This is a genomic window from Vibrio sp. Isolate23 (assembly GCF_022398095.1).
GTDB classification, from domain to species: domain Bacteria; phylum Pseudomonadota; class Gammaproteobacteria; order Enterobacterales; family Vibrionaceae; genus Vibrio; species Vibrio coralliilyticus_A.
In genome coordinates this window covers 26,035-40,350 of record NZ_JAKEUV010000014.1, presented here as the reverse complement: position 1 = coordinate 40,350, position 14,316 = coordinate 26,035, and the positions used below count along the sequence as shown (strand labels likewise).

15 protein-coding genes are annotated in these 14,316 nt (G+C 43.0%); 7 read left to right on the top strand and 8 right to left on the bottom strand.

Annotated elements, in window-relative coordinates:
- Positions 1 to 238: 238 nt before the first annotated feature.
- Together L1D31_RS21145 and L1D31_RS21140 are read right to left on the bottom strand one after the other, a co-directional pair.
- Positions 239 to 520, bottom strand: coding sequence for an HlyU family transcriptional regulator (locus tag L1D31_RS21145; protein WP_239838953.1), 282 nt, complete (start codon positions 518 to 520; stop codon positions 239 to 241).
- A gap of 10 nt (positions 521 to 530) precedes the next feature.
- Positions 531 to 902: a late competence development ComFB family protein gene (locus tag L1D31_RS21140; protein WP_239838952.1), complete on the bottom strand. Its 372-nt coding sequence runs from the start codon at positions 900 to 902 to the stop codon at positions 531 to 533.
- A gap of 222 nt (positions 903 to 1,124) precedes the next feature.
- On the opposite strand from L1D31_RS21140, the gene L1D31_RS21135 reads away from it, so the two are divergent.
- On the top strand, positions 1,125 to 2,360 hold the full coding sequence (locus tag L1D31_RS21135) for a GGDEF domain-containing protein (RefSeq protein WP_239838951.1): 1,236 nt from the start codon (positions 1,125 to 1,127) through the stop codon (positions 2,358 to 2,360).
- Between the two features lie 54 nt (positions 2,361 to 2,414).
- Here L1D31_RS21135 and L1D31_RS21130 read toward each other — a convergent pair whose 3' ends face one another.
- Positions 2,415 to 3,347: a diguanylate cyclase gene (locus tag L1D31_RS21130; protein ID WP_239838950.1), complete on the bottom strand. Its 933-nt coding sequence runs from the start codon at positions 3,345 to 3,347 to the stop codon at positions 2,415 to 2,417.
- Positions 3,348 to 3,522: 175 nt separating this feature from the next.
- On the opposite strand from L1D31_RS21130, the gene L1D31_RS21125 reads away from it, so the two are divergent.
- Positions 3,523 to 3,960: a DUF3069 domain-containing protein gene (locus tag L1D31_RS21125; protein ID WP_239838949.1), complete on the top strand. Its 438-nt coding sequence runs from the start codon at positions 3,523 to 3,525 to the stop codon at positions 3,958 to 3,960.
- Between the two features lie 38 nt (positions 3,961 to 3,998).
- On the opposite strand, the gene modC is transcribed toward L1D31_RS21125, so the two are convergent.
- From modC to L1D31_RS21105, 4 genes are read right to left on the bottom strand one after another with little or no spacing between them, the layout of a single operon-like run.
- On the bottom strand, positions 3,999 to 5,105 hold the full coding sequence (gene modC / locus L1D31_RS21120) for a molybdenum ABC transporter ATP-binding protein ModC (protein WP_239838948.1): 1,107 nt from the start codon (positions 5,103 to 5,105) through the stop codon (positions 3,999 to 4,001).
- Positions 5,102 to 5,794 carry a molybdate ABC transporter permease subunit gene (gene modB, locus L1D31_RS21115; protein ID WP_239838947.1) on the bottom strand — a complete coding sequence of 231 codons (693 nt, stop codon included), beginning with the start codon at positions 5,792 to 5,794 and terminating at the stop codon, positions 5,102 to 5,104. The genes modC and modB overlap by 4 nt, the downstream gene beginning before the upstream one ends.
- Before the next feature lie 11 nt (positions 5,795 to 5,805).
- On the bottom strand, positions 5,806 to 6,552 hold the full coding sequence (gene modA / locus L1D31_RS21110) for a molybdate ABC transporter substrate-binding protein (protein WP_345772845.1): 747 nt from the start codon (positions 6,550 to 6,552) through the stop codon (positions 5,806 to 5,808).
- 5 nt (positions 6,553 to 6,557) lie between these two features.
- Positions 6,558 to 8,021, bottom strand: coding sequence for a cobyric acid synthase (locus L1D31_RS21105; RefSeq protein ID WP_239838946.1), 1,464 nt, complete (start codon positions 8,019 to 8,021; stop codon positions 6,558 to 6,560).
- 167 nt (positions 8,022 to 8,188) lie between these two features.
- Between L1D31_RS21105 and L1D31_RS21100 the strand changes: the two genes are divergently transcribed.
- Positions 8,189 to 8,557, top strand: coding sequence for a NirD/YgiW/YdeI family stress tolerance protein (locus L1D31_RS21100; protein ID WP_239838945.1), 369 nt, complete (start codon positions 8,189 to 8,191; stop codon positions 8,555 to 8,557).
- 97 nt (positions 8,558 to 8,654) lie between these two features.
- Complete coding sequence (locus L1D31_RS21095) at positions 8,655 to 9,173, top strand: hypothetical protein (protein WP_239838944.1); 519 nt, start codon at positions 8,655 to 8,657, stop codon at positions 9,171 to 9,173.
- Between the two features lie 34 nt (positions 9,174 to 9,207).
- On the opposite strand, the gene cra is transcribed toward L1D31_RS21095, so the two are convergent.
- The gene (gene cra, locus L1D31_RS21090; protein WP_239838943.1) at positions 9,208 to 10,188 is read right to left on the bottom strand and encodes a catabolite repressor/activator; all 981 of its coding nucleotides are present in this window, start codon (positions 10,186 to 10,188) and stop codon (positions 9,208 to 9,210) included.
- 263 nt (positions 10,189 to 10,451) lie between these two features.
- On the opposite strand from cra, the gene fruB reads away from it, so the two are divergent.
- From fruB to fruA, 3 genes are read left to right on the top strand one after another with little or no spacing between them, the layout of a single operon-like run.
- Positions 10,452 to 11,588: a fused PTS fructose transporter subunit IIA/HPr protein gene (gene fruB / locus L1D31_RS21085; RefSeq protein WP_239838942.1), complete on the top strand. Its 1,137-nt coding sequence runs from the start codon at positions 10,452 to 10,454 to the stop codon at positions 11,586 to 11,588.
- Positions 11,589 to 11,597: 9 nt separating this feature from the next.
- A complete protein-coding gene (gene pfkB / locus L1D31_RS21080) occupies positions 11,598 to 12,548 on the top strand; it encodes a 1-phosphofructokinase (protein WP_239838941.1) in 951 nt (316 codons plus the stop codon).
- Between the two features lie 17 nt (positions 12,549 to 12,565).
- The gene (fruA, locus tag L1D31_RS21075; protein ID WP_239838940.1) at positions 12,566 to 14,302 is read left to right on the top strand and encodes a PTS fructose transporter subunit IIBC; all 1,737 of its coding nucleotides are present in this window, start codon (positions 12,566 to 12,568) and stop codon (positions 14,300 to 14,302) included.
- The last annotated feature ends 14 nt before the right edge of the window (positions 14,303 to 14,316 follow it).

The following is a 14,316-nucleotide window of genomic DNA, read 5'->3' as shown; positions in this document are numbered from 1 at the left end:
AACTTCAAGCACTTTGTAACAAAAATACAAAATATCATTACATATAACCGTTGGTAATGAAGCACTTCGAGTATTACGTGATGATGAAACAACGCTTTCACTAAAAATTGAGAGGTCGTACCAGCTACATTTAATTATTAATTAAATCAGATAAATAGCGGTAATACACAAAATAAAAGAGCCATCAGCATAACGACTAATGGCTCTTAAATTTATGACATTCATCAAGTTGGAAAGACTAATTAAAAATATTATCGCCCATCTGATCGATAAACATTTGCGCTTTTTTTAGCATAAATTCATTAGCATCCGATTCAGAAGACAGAACATCTGAGCGTATAAATCGATGCTCTTTAATTTGTCCTTCAAATTCTTTTGTAATACGACCTGCGATTCGATACTGACCACCTTCAGGCTGAGCTTCTTGGTAAATCAGAAAGCCTTTATAGTCTATTGGTTCAACTTCGGCTTTAGCTTGCTCTTTACTAGCGCCACCAAACAAACGAGAAAATAGTCCCACCTAGTACTCCTTAGGTATCTTGCTTATGCATAATCAGAGGTTTTTCAAACCATTCAAGTTCCGTATCATCATCGAATCTTGGTTGGCTAAACATAATTGGAACTTCATCTTTACGATTTCTTCTTCTATCGTCAACTATCATTGTCAACGCAGCTTCAACAGCTGTGACTGAATACCTCTTAAGAACAACGAGTCTTTCCTCTGACAGCGCAGATAAGAAGTCGATATCATGACGAATATAAACGGGTCTAAGTTGACTTAGGGCCAAACAAGCCAAATCTGCGAGTTGTTCATGATCAAACTGGTCAGTGTATTTACTGTGAGCTAAAACCTGGCCTACAAGAGTTTCCATGTAGTTGTGAACATCAACACTAATTTGCATAAACTTTAACTCCTTTAAGATTTGGAATTTTCTTATGAGTATCAGTTAACTATAAGGCACAAAGTGGGATTCGGGGTATTTTGCCGTCACTTTTTGACCATTGTTTATACTAACACTCACTTTTCATTCATTAGTTTAGTAAAAAGCTTGGAAAATCATCAAATCAAAGTATTCTAAGGCTTGTATATTAAGAAGTTAATAAGTAAGGCTAAGGCTAGGTACATGTCGTTTTCTTTGGTAACAACAAATTGGTTTCGTTTAACGTTTCCGGTGCTGCTGTTAGCGATGATTGGTTTGGGCATGAATAATGTGATTCTTCTCACTCAAGCCAACTTAGGCATTACTGCAAATCTCCCCTATTTTTTATTCTTGAGTGTTATCGGATTAGGTCATGCCTTCAAACAGTGTCGAATTGCTATGGTGGCACTGACCATGCTTGTCGTCTATTGGTACATACAAGAACACCTACAAAGCTCACTCTCTACAGGCTCTACTTTACTTGAGCTCTCTCTATTAGCATTTGTTGTCCCTATTGCTTGTGCGTTGGTGTATCCATACAAAGAAAGAGGCGTACTAAGTCGGTCATTTATAATCTACATTGTTACACTGTCACTTATAGGTTTGTGGTGTTACCTTATCCTCACGCATTTCTATGAAGGTGGCTTCAAAAGCTTTGATAAAACCTTTCTCTACTCTGAGCCAAGTGTCTCTAGGTTACCTCTGATACTGGTTCTGTATTCGATCGGCGCCGTATTATTAAGTGCGATATTCGTTTTAAAAGCCAATCGTATTATTGACGCGGTGGTATACTCAGCTATAACGCTTTCAACTGTTACGTTTATCTTCTTCCACATTCAATATGTGTCCAGCACTATGTTCACCCTATCGGGTTTTCTCTTGCTCATTTACATGTTTTCAGCGAGTTACGAGCTTGCCTTCAAAGATAGATTAACCGATATTCCTGGTCGTCTGGCATTAGAGTCTGATTTGCGTCACCTAGGTAAACGCTACACTATAGCTATGCTTGATATCGACCATTTCAAATCATTTAACGATACTTATGGCCACGAAACCGGAGATGATGTCCTTAAACTTGTCGCCAGTAAAATGAAGCAAGTCGGGGGGCGAGCAAAGGTCTATCGTTATGGGGGTGAGGAGTTTACGGTTTTGTTCAAAAATAAAAACGTTGATGAGGCCTTGGATCACTTAGAACTGTTACGAGCTTCCATAGAAGAATATGAAATGGTTGTCAGAAACGAGAAATCCAGACCCAAAAATGACAAGACAGGCGCCAAAAAGCGTAAAAGATCGAGCTCTCATGATCACGTTAATGTGACAATTAGTATTGGGGTCGCAGATTATAGTGATGCTGATAATGTCGGTGAAGTAATGAAGAGTGCTGATGCGGCTTTATATAAAGCCAAGAGTGCAGGACGAAATCGTGTCGAAATCGCATAATTTACATATAAAGGTTCAATTTATTGAGCCTTTAAACTGTTAGGATAAAATCGCTTACTCGATATAACTGAATCGATTACGACCTTCACTTTTTGACTTGTAGAGCCCCTCATCTGCCTTTGAATACATCACATCTGGTATTTCGCTACCTTTGGGAGTGAAACTGCACACCCCTTGTGACACCGTCACACATTCAGAGACTAAACTATATTCATGCTTGATTGCTAAGGTTTCGAGTGTAGATTGAATACGTTTTGCATGCTGCTGAGCATGTTCGGCGTCCGTATGGCCTAATACAATAACAAACTCCTCCCCACCATATCTCCCAACAATCTCACCGCTGCGTGAAAATAAGGAGTCCAAGGCTTGAGCAATCTCTATCAAACACTTATCCCCTTCAATATGACCATAGTTATCGTTGTAGAGCTTAAAGTGATCAACGTCGAGCAAAATCAAGCTCAGCGGTAGGCTGTGACGACCATGGACAGCAATCATTTCTTTGATTTTTTCATCAATGTAGCGACGATTCTTTACTTTAGTCAGGCCATCCTCACTGGCTAATTTTTCCAGCTCTTGGTTCACCTTAGCCAATTCGGCCGTTTTTTGGTTAAGTTCACGACGCATAAAGGCAATGCGTTGCATCGCAATTAATTTGGAAGCAAGAACCAATTTATCGACGGGCTTGGTTAGGTAGTCATCCCCACCCGCTTCTATTGCATTAGCGATCATCGTTGGTTCATCGTGACTACTAAGAAAAATGATGGGTATCCACTCTTTGTAGATGGAACGAATACGCTTAGAAACTTCAAAACCATCCATTTCAGGCATTGAAATATCGAGTAAGATGAGTTCTGGTTCAAATGTGGGGTACATTTCTAATGCCAGTTCCCCTGATTCGGCCATTTCGACGGTATGGCCCAGCTGTTTTAGACGAATAGCCAATTGCATGCGCTCCATTTGCACATCATCGACTAAAAGTATTTTCATCGAAGATCCCGATAATTCCACTCGCGCTACCTGTTATTTATAAACTGGCCGAAAAATCAGCTGGTTATAAAAAATAATACTCTAAGGTCACCAATTCCTCCACTATGGTTGACATTTAATGTGGATTTTTTAGGATAACGCCGCTGTATACGTAAAATTTATGAGATAAAAATTAATGTCTGACGCAAATCAAACAGAACAACCTAAAGTTGACCTTTCGACAGTTTCAGCAGAGCTTCGTCAAGTCATCGAATTTGACGATGTACCTGAAGCGATGCACTTCATGGTGACATCCATTCACGAAGTCTCTGAAGAAGCGGTTCGGGAAGCTTGGGATGAGCTACCAAAGAGTGCTCAAAATGTTCTAGATAACTTCGAGCAATTTCATGCTCTAATCTCTGTGAGTCAGGCGTTTGCAGGTGTTAATGTAATGGAAGAGTTCCCAACGTTAAAGCTACCTGAAGATATGACTGATGAGCAGAAAGAAGAGTATCGTGCTCAGCTTCTTGATCAAGTTCTTCATAACTGTGTAAAAGATATGGTTAAACAGATTAAGAAAGCACGTCGTGACCCCATTTTGAAGCGTGATTTCACTGACGTTTTCGCCAAGTAACAACACCAAAAATCGCCGCATGATACAGTGCGGCGATTTTAATGGCTCAATACAACATCTTTTTGGGTCACACTCACCCCTTTAATTTGTGCAAACACTTCAAGCCCTTCTTCGAGTTCAAGCTCATCTTTGGCCCAAGCGGTAATCGTCGCCCATAAATAACACTCTTTATCCAGTTTTAGCTTAACTGAAACACTTTGACGCTTTGCACCGTTTGAGTGAGTTTGTATTTGATCAATCGTGGCCTTGAGTATGTTTCGTATCGAGCTTTTATCCGGTCTATCCAATGCAATAGACACATCACTGGCTCTTACTTGAAGTCTGACTTTGGCATTATTCTCCATTTCTAAACGCTGAACCCAGAGGCAAACATTTTCAGCCAGCTTAACTTTAGTCAATGCATAGTCTGAGTTATGGTGAAGGATTTTAGCCTCAAATAGCGAGCTTTGATCAGAGAAAGATTGCCAAGGTCTCATCGCGCTTGAAGACCATACCTCCTCGAGGTTTCCTGAAGTCACCACTTTGCCATCATCAATCACGACAATGTGATTTGCTAGGCGTACAACTTCATTCAAACTATGAGAGACATAAAGGATCGGAATTTCTATTTCGCTCGCCAGCTGTTCCAAAAATGGTAAAACTTCTCGTTTGCGAGGGATATCAAGCGAAGCCAGAGGTTCATCCATAAGAAGTATTTGGGGTTTAGATAATAACGCTCGACCAATGGCAACTCTTTGCTTTTCTCCACCTGAAAGTTGGATAGGGAATCGTTTCAGAAGTGGCTCAAGAGCAAGCAGCTTAATTATTTTATCATAGTGGTTTTGGTCAAAATCTTTCACACCATAAAGAAGGTTCCCCTTTACACGATAGTGCGGAAAAAGCCTCGATTCCTGAAACACGTAACCAACCTGACGCTTATACGCAGGAATATTCAGTTTGGCCTGAAAGCTATATAGTGTCTTGTTCGAAACAACAATCTCTCCTTCATCAGGGCCTCTTAAACCCGCTATAACATCAATAATTGATGTTTTACCTGCCCCAGAGCGGCCGAAAATAGCCGTTATCCCTTTTCCCGGTATAGACACATCAACATCGAATAACTGCTCACCGAGAGTATGCTTAAATTGGATTAGGATATTACTCATCGTTGTGTTCCTAATCTTTTGGCGCACTGACGATTCAACATTTCCGAGCCGATTAAAGAAGCTAAAGCAATGACTACAGAGATTGCGCACAAGCGCATCGTTTCTAATTCTGCTCCAGGCGTTTCAATGAAAGTAAACATAGCTAAAGGAATCGTCTGGGTTTCTCCGGGAATATTAGATACGAAACTGATCGTTGCGCCAAACTCCCCGAGGCTACGTGCAAATGAAAGCATTGTCCCTGTGATGATTCCGGGAATTGTCAGTGGTAACGTGATGGTAAAGAAGATTTTAAGTGGAGAGGCACCAAGTGTTGCGGCTGCTTGCTCAAGTTTAGGATCTACACTCTCTAAGCTCAGGCGAATTGAACGAACCATCAGAGGTAGAGCAACGATCACACACGCAAGTACCGCCCCTTTCCAGCTGAAAGAGAAGACTAGCCCGAAATATTCGTACAACCATTGGCCAATAAAACCTTGGCGTCCCATTGAAATCAGGAGTAAATAACCAATAACGACAGGAGGAAGTACCAAAGGAAGGTGAATTAAGCTGTCGAGCCAGCTTTTACCGATAAACTGCTTTTTAGCCAGCAGCCAACCAAATCCAATCCCGATAGGAATCAGCCAACAGATAGTATAAAGCGCAACTTTTAGGCTAAGCATTAGCGCCTGATATTCGTAATCAGAAAGCAATGAAGATAATCCTAGTTAAATCCGTATTGTTTTAGTATCGCTTGCGCTTTTTCACTTTGGAGAAAAGCCTCAAACTCTAAAGTGGCTGGTTTTTCGTTTAATCTAGCCATTGGATACGTAATTAGTGAGTAAGTCGAAGATGGCAAGGTAGCGACAACCTTCACTTTATCGCTCACCATCGCATCAGTTATATACACTATCCCTAAAGGCGTTTCTCCTCGCTCAACAAGTGTTAGTGCGGCCCTCACATTATTGACCGGCGCTAGATGATCTCTCAAAGATTCCCATACACCTAACGTCTCTAATGACTCTTTGGCATACATTCCTGCTGGAACAGCATTAGTTTGCCCTATCGCAATTCTTTGCTCAGACAGTTTCTTCAACCACTGTTCACTACTTCGCACATCAAAATTGGTAGGCTTATTTAACGGAGCAACAACTACTAACTGATTTTCAGCCAAATTAGTGACATTGTCACTCTGCATCATGCCCTTTTGAATAAGGTAGTCACTCCACCTAAGGTTGGCAGAGATAAAGATGTCTGCGGGAGCCCCGTTAAGGATCTGCCTAGCAAGTGACGAAGAGCCTGCAAATACAGGGATCACTTTCGTACCTGTTTCTGTTTGAAATTCTTCTGCAAGCTTCTTAATCACATTGGTCATTGAAGATGCCGCATAAACATTAACAGACGCATGAACCACAACGGAAGAAAACAGCGTAAAAATAACGACAGTCAGTCGCTTAAAAAAAATCATCATCTATTTCAGTTATAAAGTTCTGGCCAGATTACATCGAGCTTCATATGTTGTTCAACAGCATCGGCAATACGATCTATAGCGAGATCCTGATTTTTATGATGGTCAATTGCGCGAATATCCGCAGCACCTGCCCACCGGCACACCAGTTCCATTGCTTCAGGGGTATCCAAAATACCATGTAGATAGGTACCGAAGATTTGATTGCAATCACTGATTACGCCATCTGATAAACCATTATCTAAAGAAATCGGAGATAAGCCTTCACCGGATGTCCTGCCAACATGAATTTCATACCCGCTCACAGGAACCGATTCGTCACATAGTTCGAGTATTCCTCTCACATTGGTCAGCGCTTTTTCTTTCGTCAATTCAGTTTCAACAGGTAAATAGCCTAAAGCATCTGCGCGCCCCGCTTTACCTTCAACACCGAAAGGATCGTGAATCGCCTGTCCTAGCATTTGGTAACCACCACAAATTCCCATAAGCTTGCCGCCTAGCCTAACATGTCTTGCAATGTCTTTGTCCCAACCTTGGCTGCGTAGATACTCCAGATCCGCTCTCACAGATTTACTCCCCGGTAAAATAATGAGATCGGCTTTATCAAGCTTCTCGCCTTTACCCACATAACGAAAGTGAATATCCGGATTCTGCCTTAGTACATCAAAATCGGTATGATTGCTGATTCTGGTTAACACAGGGACAACCACATTCAACTTTGCCGATTCACTAGAAGACTGCTCATTATTTATCGCATCCTCCGCCTCTAGGTCGAAACCATGCAGATAAGGCAGCACGCCAAGTACTGGCTTATTGGTTCGTTGTTCTAACCAATCTAACCCCGATTGAAGCAAAGATATATCACCTCTAAATCGATTGATTACAAAACCTACAACTCGGTTCTGCTCAGATTCAGAAAGAAGATCTAATGTGCCAACTAAGTGCGCAAACACGCCGCCACGATCAATATCGGCGATGATAATAACAGGTACATCGGCTTCTTCAGCAAACCCCATATTAGCGATATCGTTTTCACGAAGATTAATTTCTGCGGGGCTGCCAGCCCCTTCGATCATAACAGCCTCAAATTGTTCTTGAAGCACTGAAAACGATTCAAGCACAGTCGGCAAGGCCATTTGCTTATAATTCTGATAGCCAATCGCCTCCATATTACTTAGAGCCTTACCTTGTAATATGACCTGTGCGCCTGTGTCTGAGTTAGGCTTGAGAAGAACAGGATTCATGTGCACAGTAGGAGCTACTTTAGCAGCCTTAGCTTGAACCGCTTGAGCTCGACCTATCTCACCGCCATCGGACGTAACAGCACTATTCAGTGCCATATTTTGTGGCTTAAAAGGAGCAACTTTTACCCCCTTTCTTGCCAAAACACGACATAACGCGGCCACGAGTACACTTTTCCCGGCGTCAGATGTGGTGCCTTGAACCATTAGTGCTTGTAATGCTGATTGCATAATCTATTAATTTTACGAGTCTTTTTTCGGTATTCTTTAATCATAGCCTCTTTGGCTTTGTTGACTCAATAAATGAATCGAATATGAATACTCTCCTCAGAGGTTATTCAAAATAGCTATGGCTTAATAGCACCATCAACAACGAAACTTTTCTAAAAGGAAATCATATGAAAAAAGTTATTTTGGCTACCGCTACTGCTCTAATTCTTTCACCTACTCTGGTACTCGCAAAAGCAGATCATACTTCATCTGGCATTCAATTTAATGGTCCCGTTGATCTGTCAACTGTGGACTCTTTACTCGCAGACAGCAACATGTTTACAGAGAAGAACGTGGTCGTCGATGGAAACATTGTTCGTCAAGTTAAAGGCGATACGTTTGTGTTTTCTGATGGAAAGAGTGAAATTCAAATTGAGATCGATGATGATGTCCGACTTAACCAGGCGATAGATGCGACAACAAACCTGCGTATTTTTGGTGAATTTGAAGGTGGAAATACTCCAGAAATTGAAGTCGATCGTATTCAACTGCTTTAAAGATAAAGTAATTTCTCTCCCACTGCGTTAAGATTTGGCTTGCTTATTGCAAGCCTTTTTTATAGTCAAAAACTTGATGCGAGTCGGAGTACTACCCTTGAAAAAGATCATCCTAACCAGTGCGTTCATCTGTGCTGGTTTCGCTGGCGCGGTAAATGCGAACAACTTTAACTATAACTTCTTTGAAGTACGCACAGCGGTGAACCCTGAAATGAGCGGTGTTGAATTCAGCACACTCTTCACTGACAACTCTCATTTTATCCTGAGAGCGGATACACAGTTCGACAACGACTACGATTTGGCTGGCGGTATTGGCTTTAATGGACCAATCAGTCAGTTTGCTGACGTATATGGTCAATTACTTGTACACCAAACTAAATTTACAGAAGAAGCTGGCGGTGACACCGATACTGTTGCGGAAGTCAATATTGGCTTTCGCATGTGGCTTGCCGAGCAAATTGAAGCAACAGGCCGCATTGGGCGCAATGATGACAGTTCTGTATTCCACGCCGGTGTACGTTTTCATTCCACGGAGCAGTTGTCTCTTTCCGCGGAAACTCGCAATAATGGCCTCTACGGACCTCAGATCACTATGTCAGTCCGCTTCCAGTATTAGCGCAAAACTAAGCTCGGTCATTTACCGGGCTTACCTATTGTCTCACGATGATTTTTCTCGGCACCAGTTCAATCCCAGGTTGATAACGTTTGGCTGTGGCATTCAATGCCAAGGCAAGAGCGCTATCAGCGATCAGTTCAAACTGCTGCGGTAAGGAATTGACTTTGAACGGCAAGAAATCCAATAGCCTATTATCACCAAACGTCGATAGTTTCACATTCACCATTACGTTAGGTCTTTCCAGAAGAACATCTAACACTCCTTCTAGAAGCGTGTATGAGGTTGTGATGATAGCCTGAGGCACGTTACCTTCGGCAATCCAACCTTCGAGAACTTTTCGACCATCTTGACGATAAAAATGTTGACCATACCCAACAACGGTATCTATTTGTGCTTTCTGAGCCACGGATTGAAAACCGAGTTCACGCTCTCGAGAAATATTCAGCTCAGGTAGTGCCCCGATCAATCCCACCTTAGTTACGCTGTCACTTAAAACGGACGAGGTCAACTCATAAGCTGCACTAAAATCTTCACTAATGACACATGAAAAATGTTCATCATCCAAAGGTCGGTCTATTGCAATCACTGGCGTGCCTTTATTTTGCAATTCGAGATAAAAGTCACTGGCTTCTGGAATAGCACTAGCTACAAAAAGAGCATCTACTTTACGGCTAACCAATGCCTGAACAACGCTTTTTTCCGTCACCGGATCATCGTCCGAACAAGCAATAAGTATTTGGTATCCCGCCGCACGCGAGTTTTGTTCTAATAGCTTAGCCAAGCGGGCATAACTGGTGTTCTCTAAATCAGGAATAATCAAGCCAAATGAGCGACTCTGCCCTGCTCTCAAGGTGCTTGCAGCGAGATCTGGTCGATAATTGTGTTCATCGACAACAGCCATGACCTTCTTTTGTGTCTTCTCACTGATTCGATACTTCTGCGCCTTGCCATTAATGACATAACTGGCCGTCGTTTTCGATACCCCAGCCAATTTGGCTATTTGATCAAGTGTCATATGAGCCTACTTATTCTGTGCATTGGATCAAAAATCCTAAATGATGATCCCAACAATATTTGCATTATAAACTGAAACGATTCAGCATGAAAGCTGAAAGGATTCAGCAAAATCGAAAACTTGATAAAGATTCGAGTTTTGAATATCACAGCAAGATAAAGCAACGCTTTTTGATTTGCTGAATTTTTTTACCAATTTGCTGAAACGATTCAGCTTGAAGTTAAAGGCAACTGAATCGTATTAACAAACGAATTGAGGCGCATATGCTTAAACTAACAAAACACGATATCGCACTACAGCAATCGTTCTCGGATAAAAAAAGTGCCATTAGTTTTCTGGCTGAGTCACTGACTAATAAGGGTCTAGTCGACAATGGTTACGTTGAAGGAATGCTCAACCGCGAAAACCAGAATTCCACATTTCTCGGTAACGGCATTGCCATCCCCCACGGTACAACTGACACTCGCTCTCTTGTAAAAACAACAGGGGTAACCATTGCACACTTCCCACAAGGTGTTGACTGGGGAGACGGCAATACGGCCTACGTGGCGATTGGCATTGCGGCTAAATCTGATGAACATCTAGGCATCTTAAAACAACTTACCAAGGTGTTATCAGCCGATGGCATAGAGGAAAAGATAAAACATGCTAAGAGTGAAGAAGAAATCATTGCCCTTCTCAATGGGGAAGCGCAGTTAGACATTGATTTTGCTCCTTCATTGATTCAGCTTAACTTCCCAGCGAGCGATATGGTTCAAATGTCTGCGGTTGCAGGTGGACTGCTGAAAAATACCGGTTGTGCCAATAGTGAGTTCGTGGCGAGCTTAGTGACGACTCCCCCTACTCATCTTGGCAATGGCCTTTGGCTAGTCAGCTCAGACCGCTCAGTTCTCCGCACAGGTATGGCTTTTGTTTCCACTGCCAACCACTGCGAGTACGAAGGTAAGAATGTAAAAGCATTAATCGCATTTGCAGCTTGCAACGATAGTCATAAACCTCAATTAAACACTATTAGCCACATCGTGTTTGAAGGTAAGCAAAATACGTTAACAGAAGCGACGGCAGACCAATTACTCGCTTTATTCAAATCGAACGACATAGACTCCCAGCCTGTAGCGGATAGTGATAATAGCGCCGTCTTTGTGATTAAGAATGCTCACGGATTACACGCAAGGCCAGGCGCTATGCTTGTGGCCGAAGCGAAAAAGTTTGAATCCGCCATTAAGGTTTCAAATCTAGATGGTGATGGTTCAGCCGTGAATGCGAAGAGCCTGATGAAAGTCATTGCGTTAGGAGTAAAGAAAGGCCATCACCTTCAATTCACCGCAGAAGGTAGTGATGCAAAGCAAGCTTTAGCTTCAATCGGTGCAGCCATTGAATCCGGCTTAGGCGAGAGTTAAGGAAACGTCATGACAAATAAAGTTGTTACTATCACTCTCAACCCAGCTCTTGACCTCACTGGCAGCCTTTCGGGCCTTAAGCAAGGTTCAGTAAACCTTGTTCACGAAAGCTCATTCCATGCAGCAGGTAAAGGTGTCAACGTTGCAAGAGTATTGTCAGATTTAGGAGCTGACGTCACGGTCACTGGTTTCCTCGGAAGAGATAACCAAGAGATGTTTTGTCAGTTATTCCAAGATATAGGAGCTGATGATCAATTTATTCGTGTCAACGGTGCAACACGAATTAACGTCAAACTCGTAGAACAAAGCGGTGACGTCAGCGATATCAACTTCCCGGGAATAGCTATCGATGAATTGGCATTGAGTCAATTTGAAGCAAAACTGGAGGAGCTTACAGAACATCACGATTATTTTGTACTATCGGGCAGCCTACCCAAAGGGGTCACTCCTGAACGTTGTGCTTCTTGGATTTCCTACTTACAAGGAAAAGGCAAAAAAGTCCTATTTGACTCAAGCCGTGAAGCGCTTAAGGCTGGAATAGCGTCCTCTCCATGGTTAATAAAACCTAACGATGAAGAGCTATCTGATTATGTCGGGCGCGTTTTGACCTCCACACAAGAATGCCAATCTGTGGCAGAAGAACTGAACAAGCTTGGAATCGAGAATGTCGTCGTGTCGATGGGCGCTGACGGTGTGATGTGGTTAAACCAAGATAAATGGCTCCAAGCGCAACCTCCTCACATGGACGTTGTTAGTACTGTGGGTGCAGGAGACACGCTTGTTGCCGGTTTGTGCTGGGGACATATGACATCGCTAGAGAAAACAGAATTACTGTCTTTTGCTACTGCACTATCCGCCTTGGCTGTGAGCCAAGTCGGTGTTGGTGTGCCAGACATCGAGCAAGTACATACCCTACAAAAACAAATCAAAATCAACCCGCTTTCTAAACCGAAAGCTTAAGGACAAAGGTCGAGATTATGAATATTGCAATCATTACCGCCTGCCCTAGTGGTGTCGCAAACAGCATCATTGCTGCAGGGCTATTAGAGAAAGCCGCTGATAAACTCAAGTGGAATGCGAAAATTGAGTGCCAATCAAATGTTATTGAAACTCAAATGTTAACTTCTGAGGAGATAAACTCCGCTGAAATAATAGTCATTGCGGCCAATACACAGGTTGATACATCACGCTTTGTCGGTAAAAAAGTATACCAAGCGTCAATTAATGACGTGACTGAAAACGCCGTCGCTTTTCTACAATCAGCAGCAAATAAAGCCGTGCTCCTCAGCGCTGAGGACATAGTGTCAATCAACACCTCTACGAGAAAAGAATCGAAAAAGATTGTCGCCATTACAGCATGCCCTACCGGTGTCGCACACACTTTCATGGCAGCAGAAGCACTTGAAGACGAAGCTAAGCGTCAGGGACACCAGATCAAAGTCGAGACACGCGGTTCAGTAGGTGCCAAAAACCAACTAACCGACGCAGATATCTCAGCAGCCGATCTTGTTATTGTCGCAGCCGATATCGAAGTTCCGCTTGACCGATTTAACGGCAAGTTGATGTATCGAACGAAGACAGGCCCTGCACTAAAGAAAACCGAACAAGAGATCAACAAAGCATTTGCTGAAGCAACGGTGTACCAGCATACAGGTTCAAGCGATAGTAATCAGATAGAGGAAAAGAAAGGCGTCTATAAGCATTTGATGACCGGTGTTTCTCACATGTTACCTGTTGTAGTGGCTGGAGGCCTGATCATTGCTCTGTCATTTGTCTTTGGTATTGAAGCGTTCAAAGAGGAAGGTACACTGGCTGCAGCCTTGATGACGATAGGCGGTGGCTCAGCCTTTGCGCTTATGATCCCTGTGCTTGCTGGCTTTATTGCCTTTTCCATTGCGGATCGTCCGGGTTTAGCACCTGGTCTAATTGGAGGCATGCTTGCTAGTTCAACGGGTGCAGGGTTCCTTGGTGGGATCGCTGCGGGTTTCATTGCGGGGTACTCAGCAAAATTGATTGCGGATAAAGTACACTTGCCTCAGTCAATGGAAGCCTTGAAACCGATTCTGATCATTCCCTTCATTGCTAGCCTCTTTACTGGCTTGGTAATGATCTACATCGTAGGCGGACCGGTTGCTGGCATTATGGCTGCGATGACTGAATTCTTGAATAACATGGGGTCGGCAAACGCGGTCTTACTCGGTGTTATCCTTGGCGCAATGATGTGTTTTGACCTTGGTGGCCCTATCAACAAAGCGGCTTACACCTTCGGCGTTGGTCTACTGGCTTCCCAAACTTACGCACCTATGGCAGCGATTATGGCAGCCGGTATGGTTCCCGCACTGGGTATGGGGCTGGCCACATTCCTTGCAAGAGATAAGTTTGAAGCTAGTGAACGTGAAGCAGGAAAAGCATCATTTGTCCTTGGGTTATGCTTTATCTCAGAAGGTGCCATTCCATTTGCGGCAAAAGACCCAATGCGCGTTATTCCTGCATGTATGGCCGGTGGCGCATTAACCGGTGCTCTTTCAATGCTGTTTGGAGCAAAACTCATGGCACCACATGGTGGATTATTTGTACTGCTTATCCCTAACGCTATAAGCCCGGTTCTTATGTACTTACTCGCCATCGCTGCCGGTACTGCGTTAACAGGATTTGGCTACGCATTCTTGAAAAATCGCAATAGCGAAAAGAAAGCCGAAACCGCGACCGCTTAAACAGAAACTGTTTA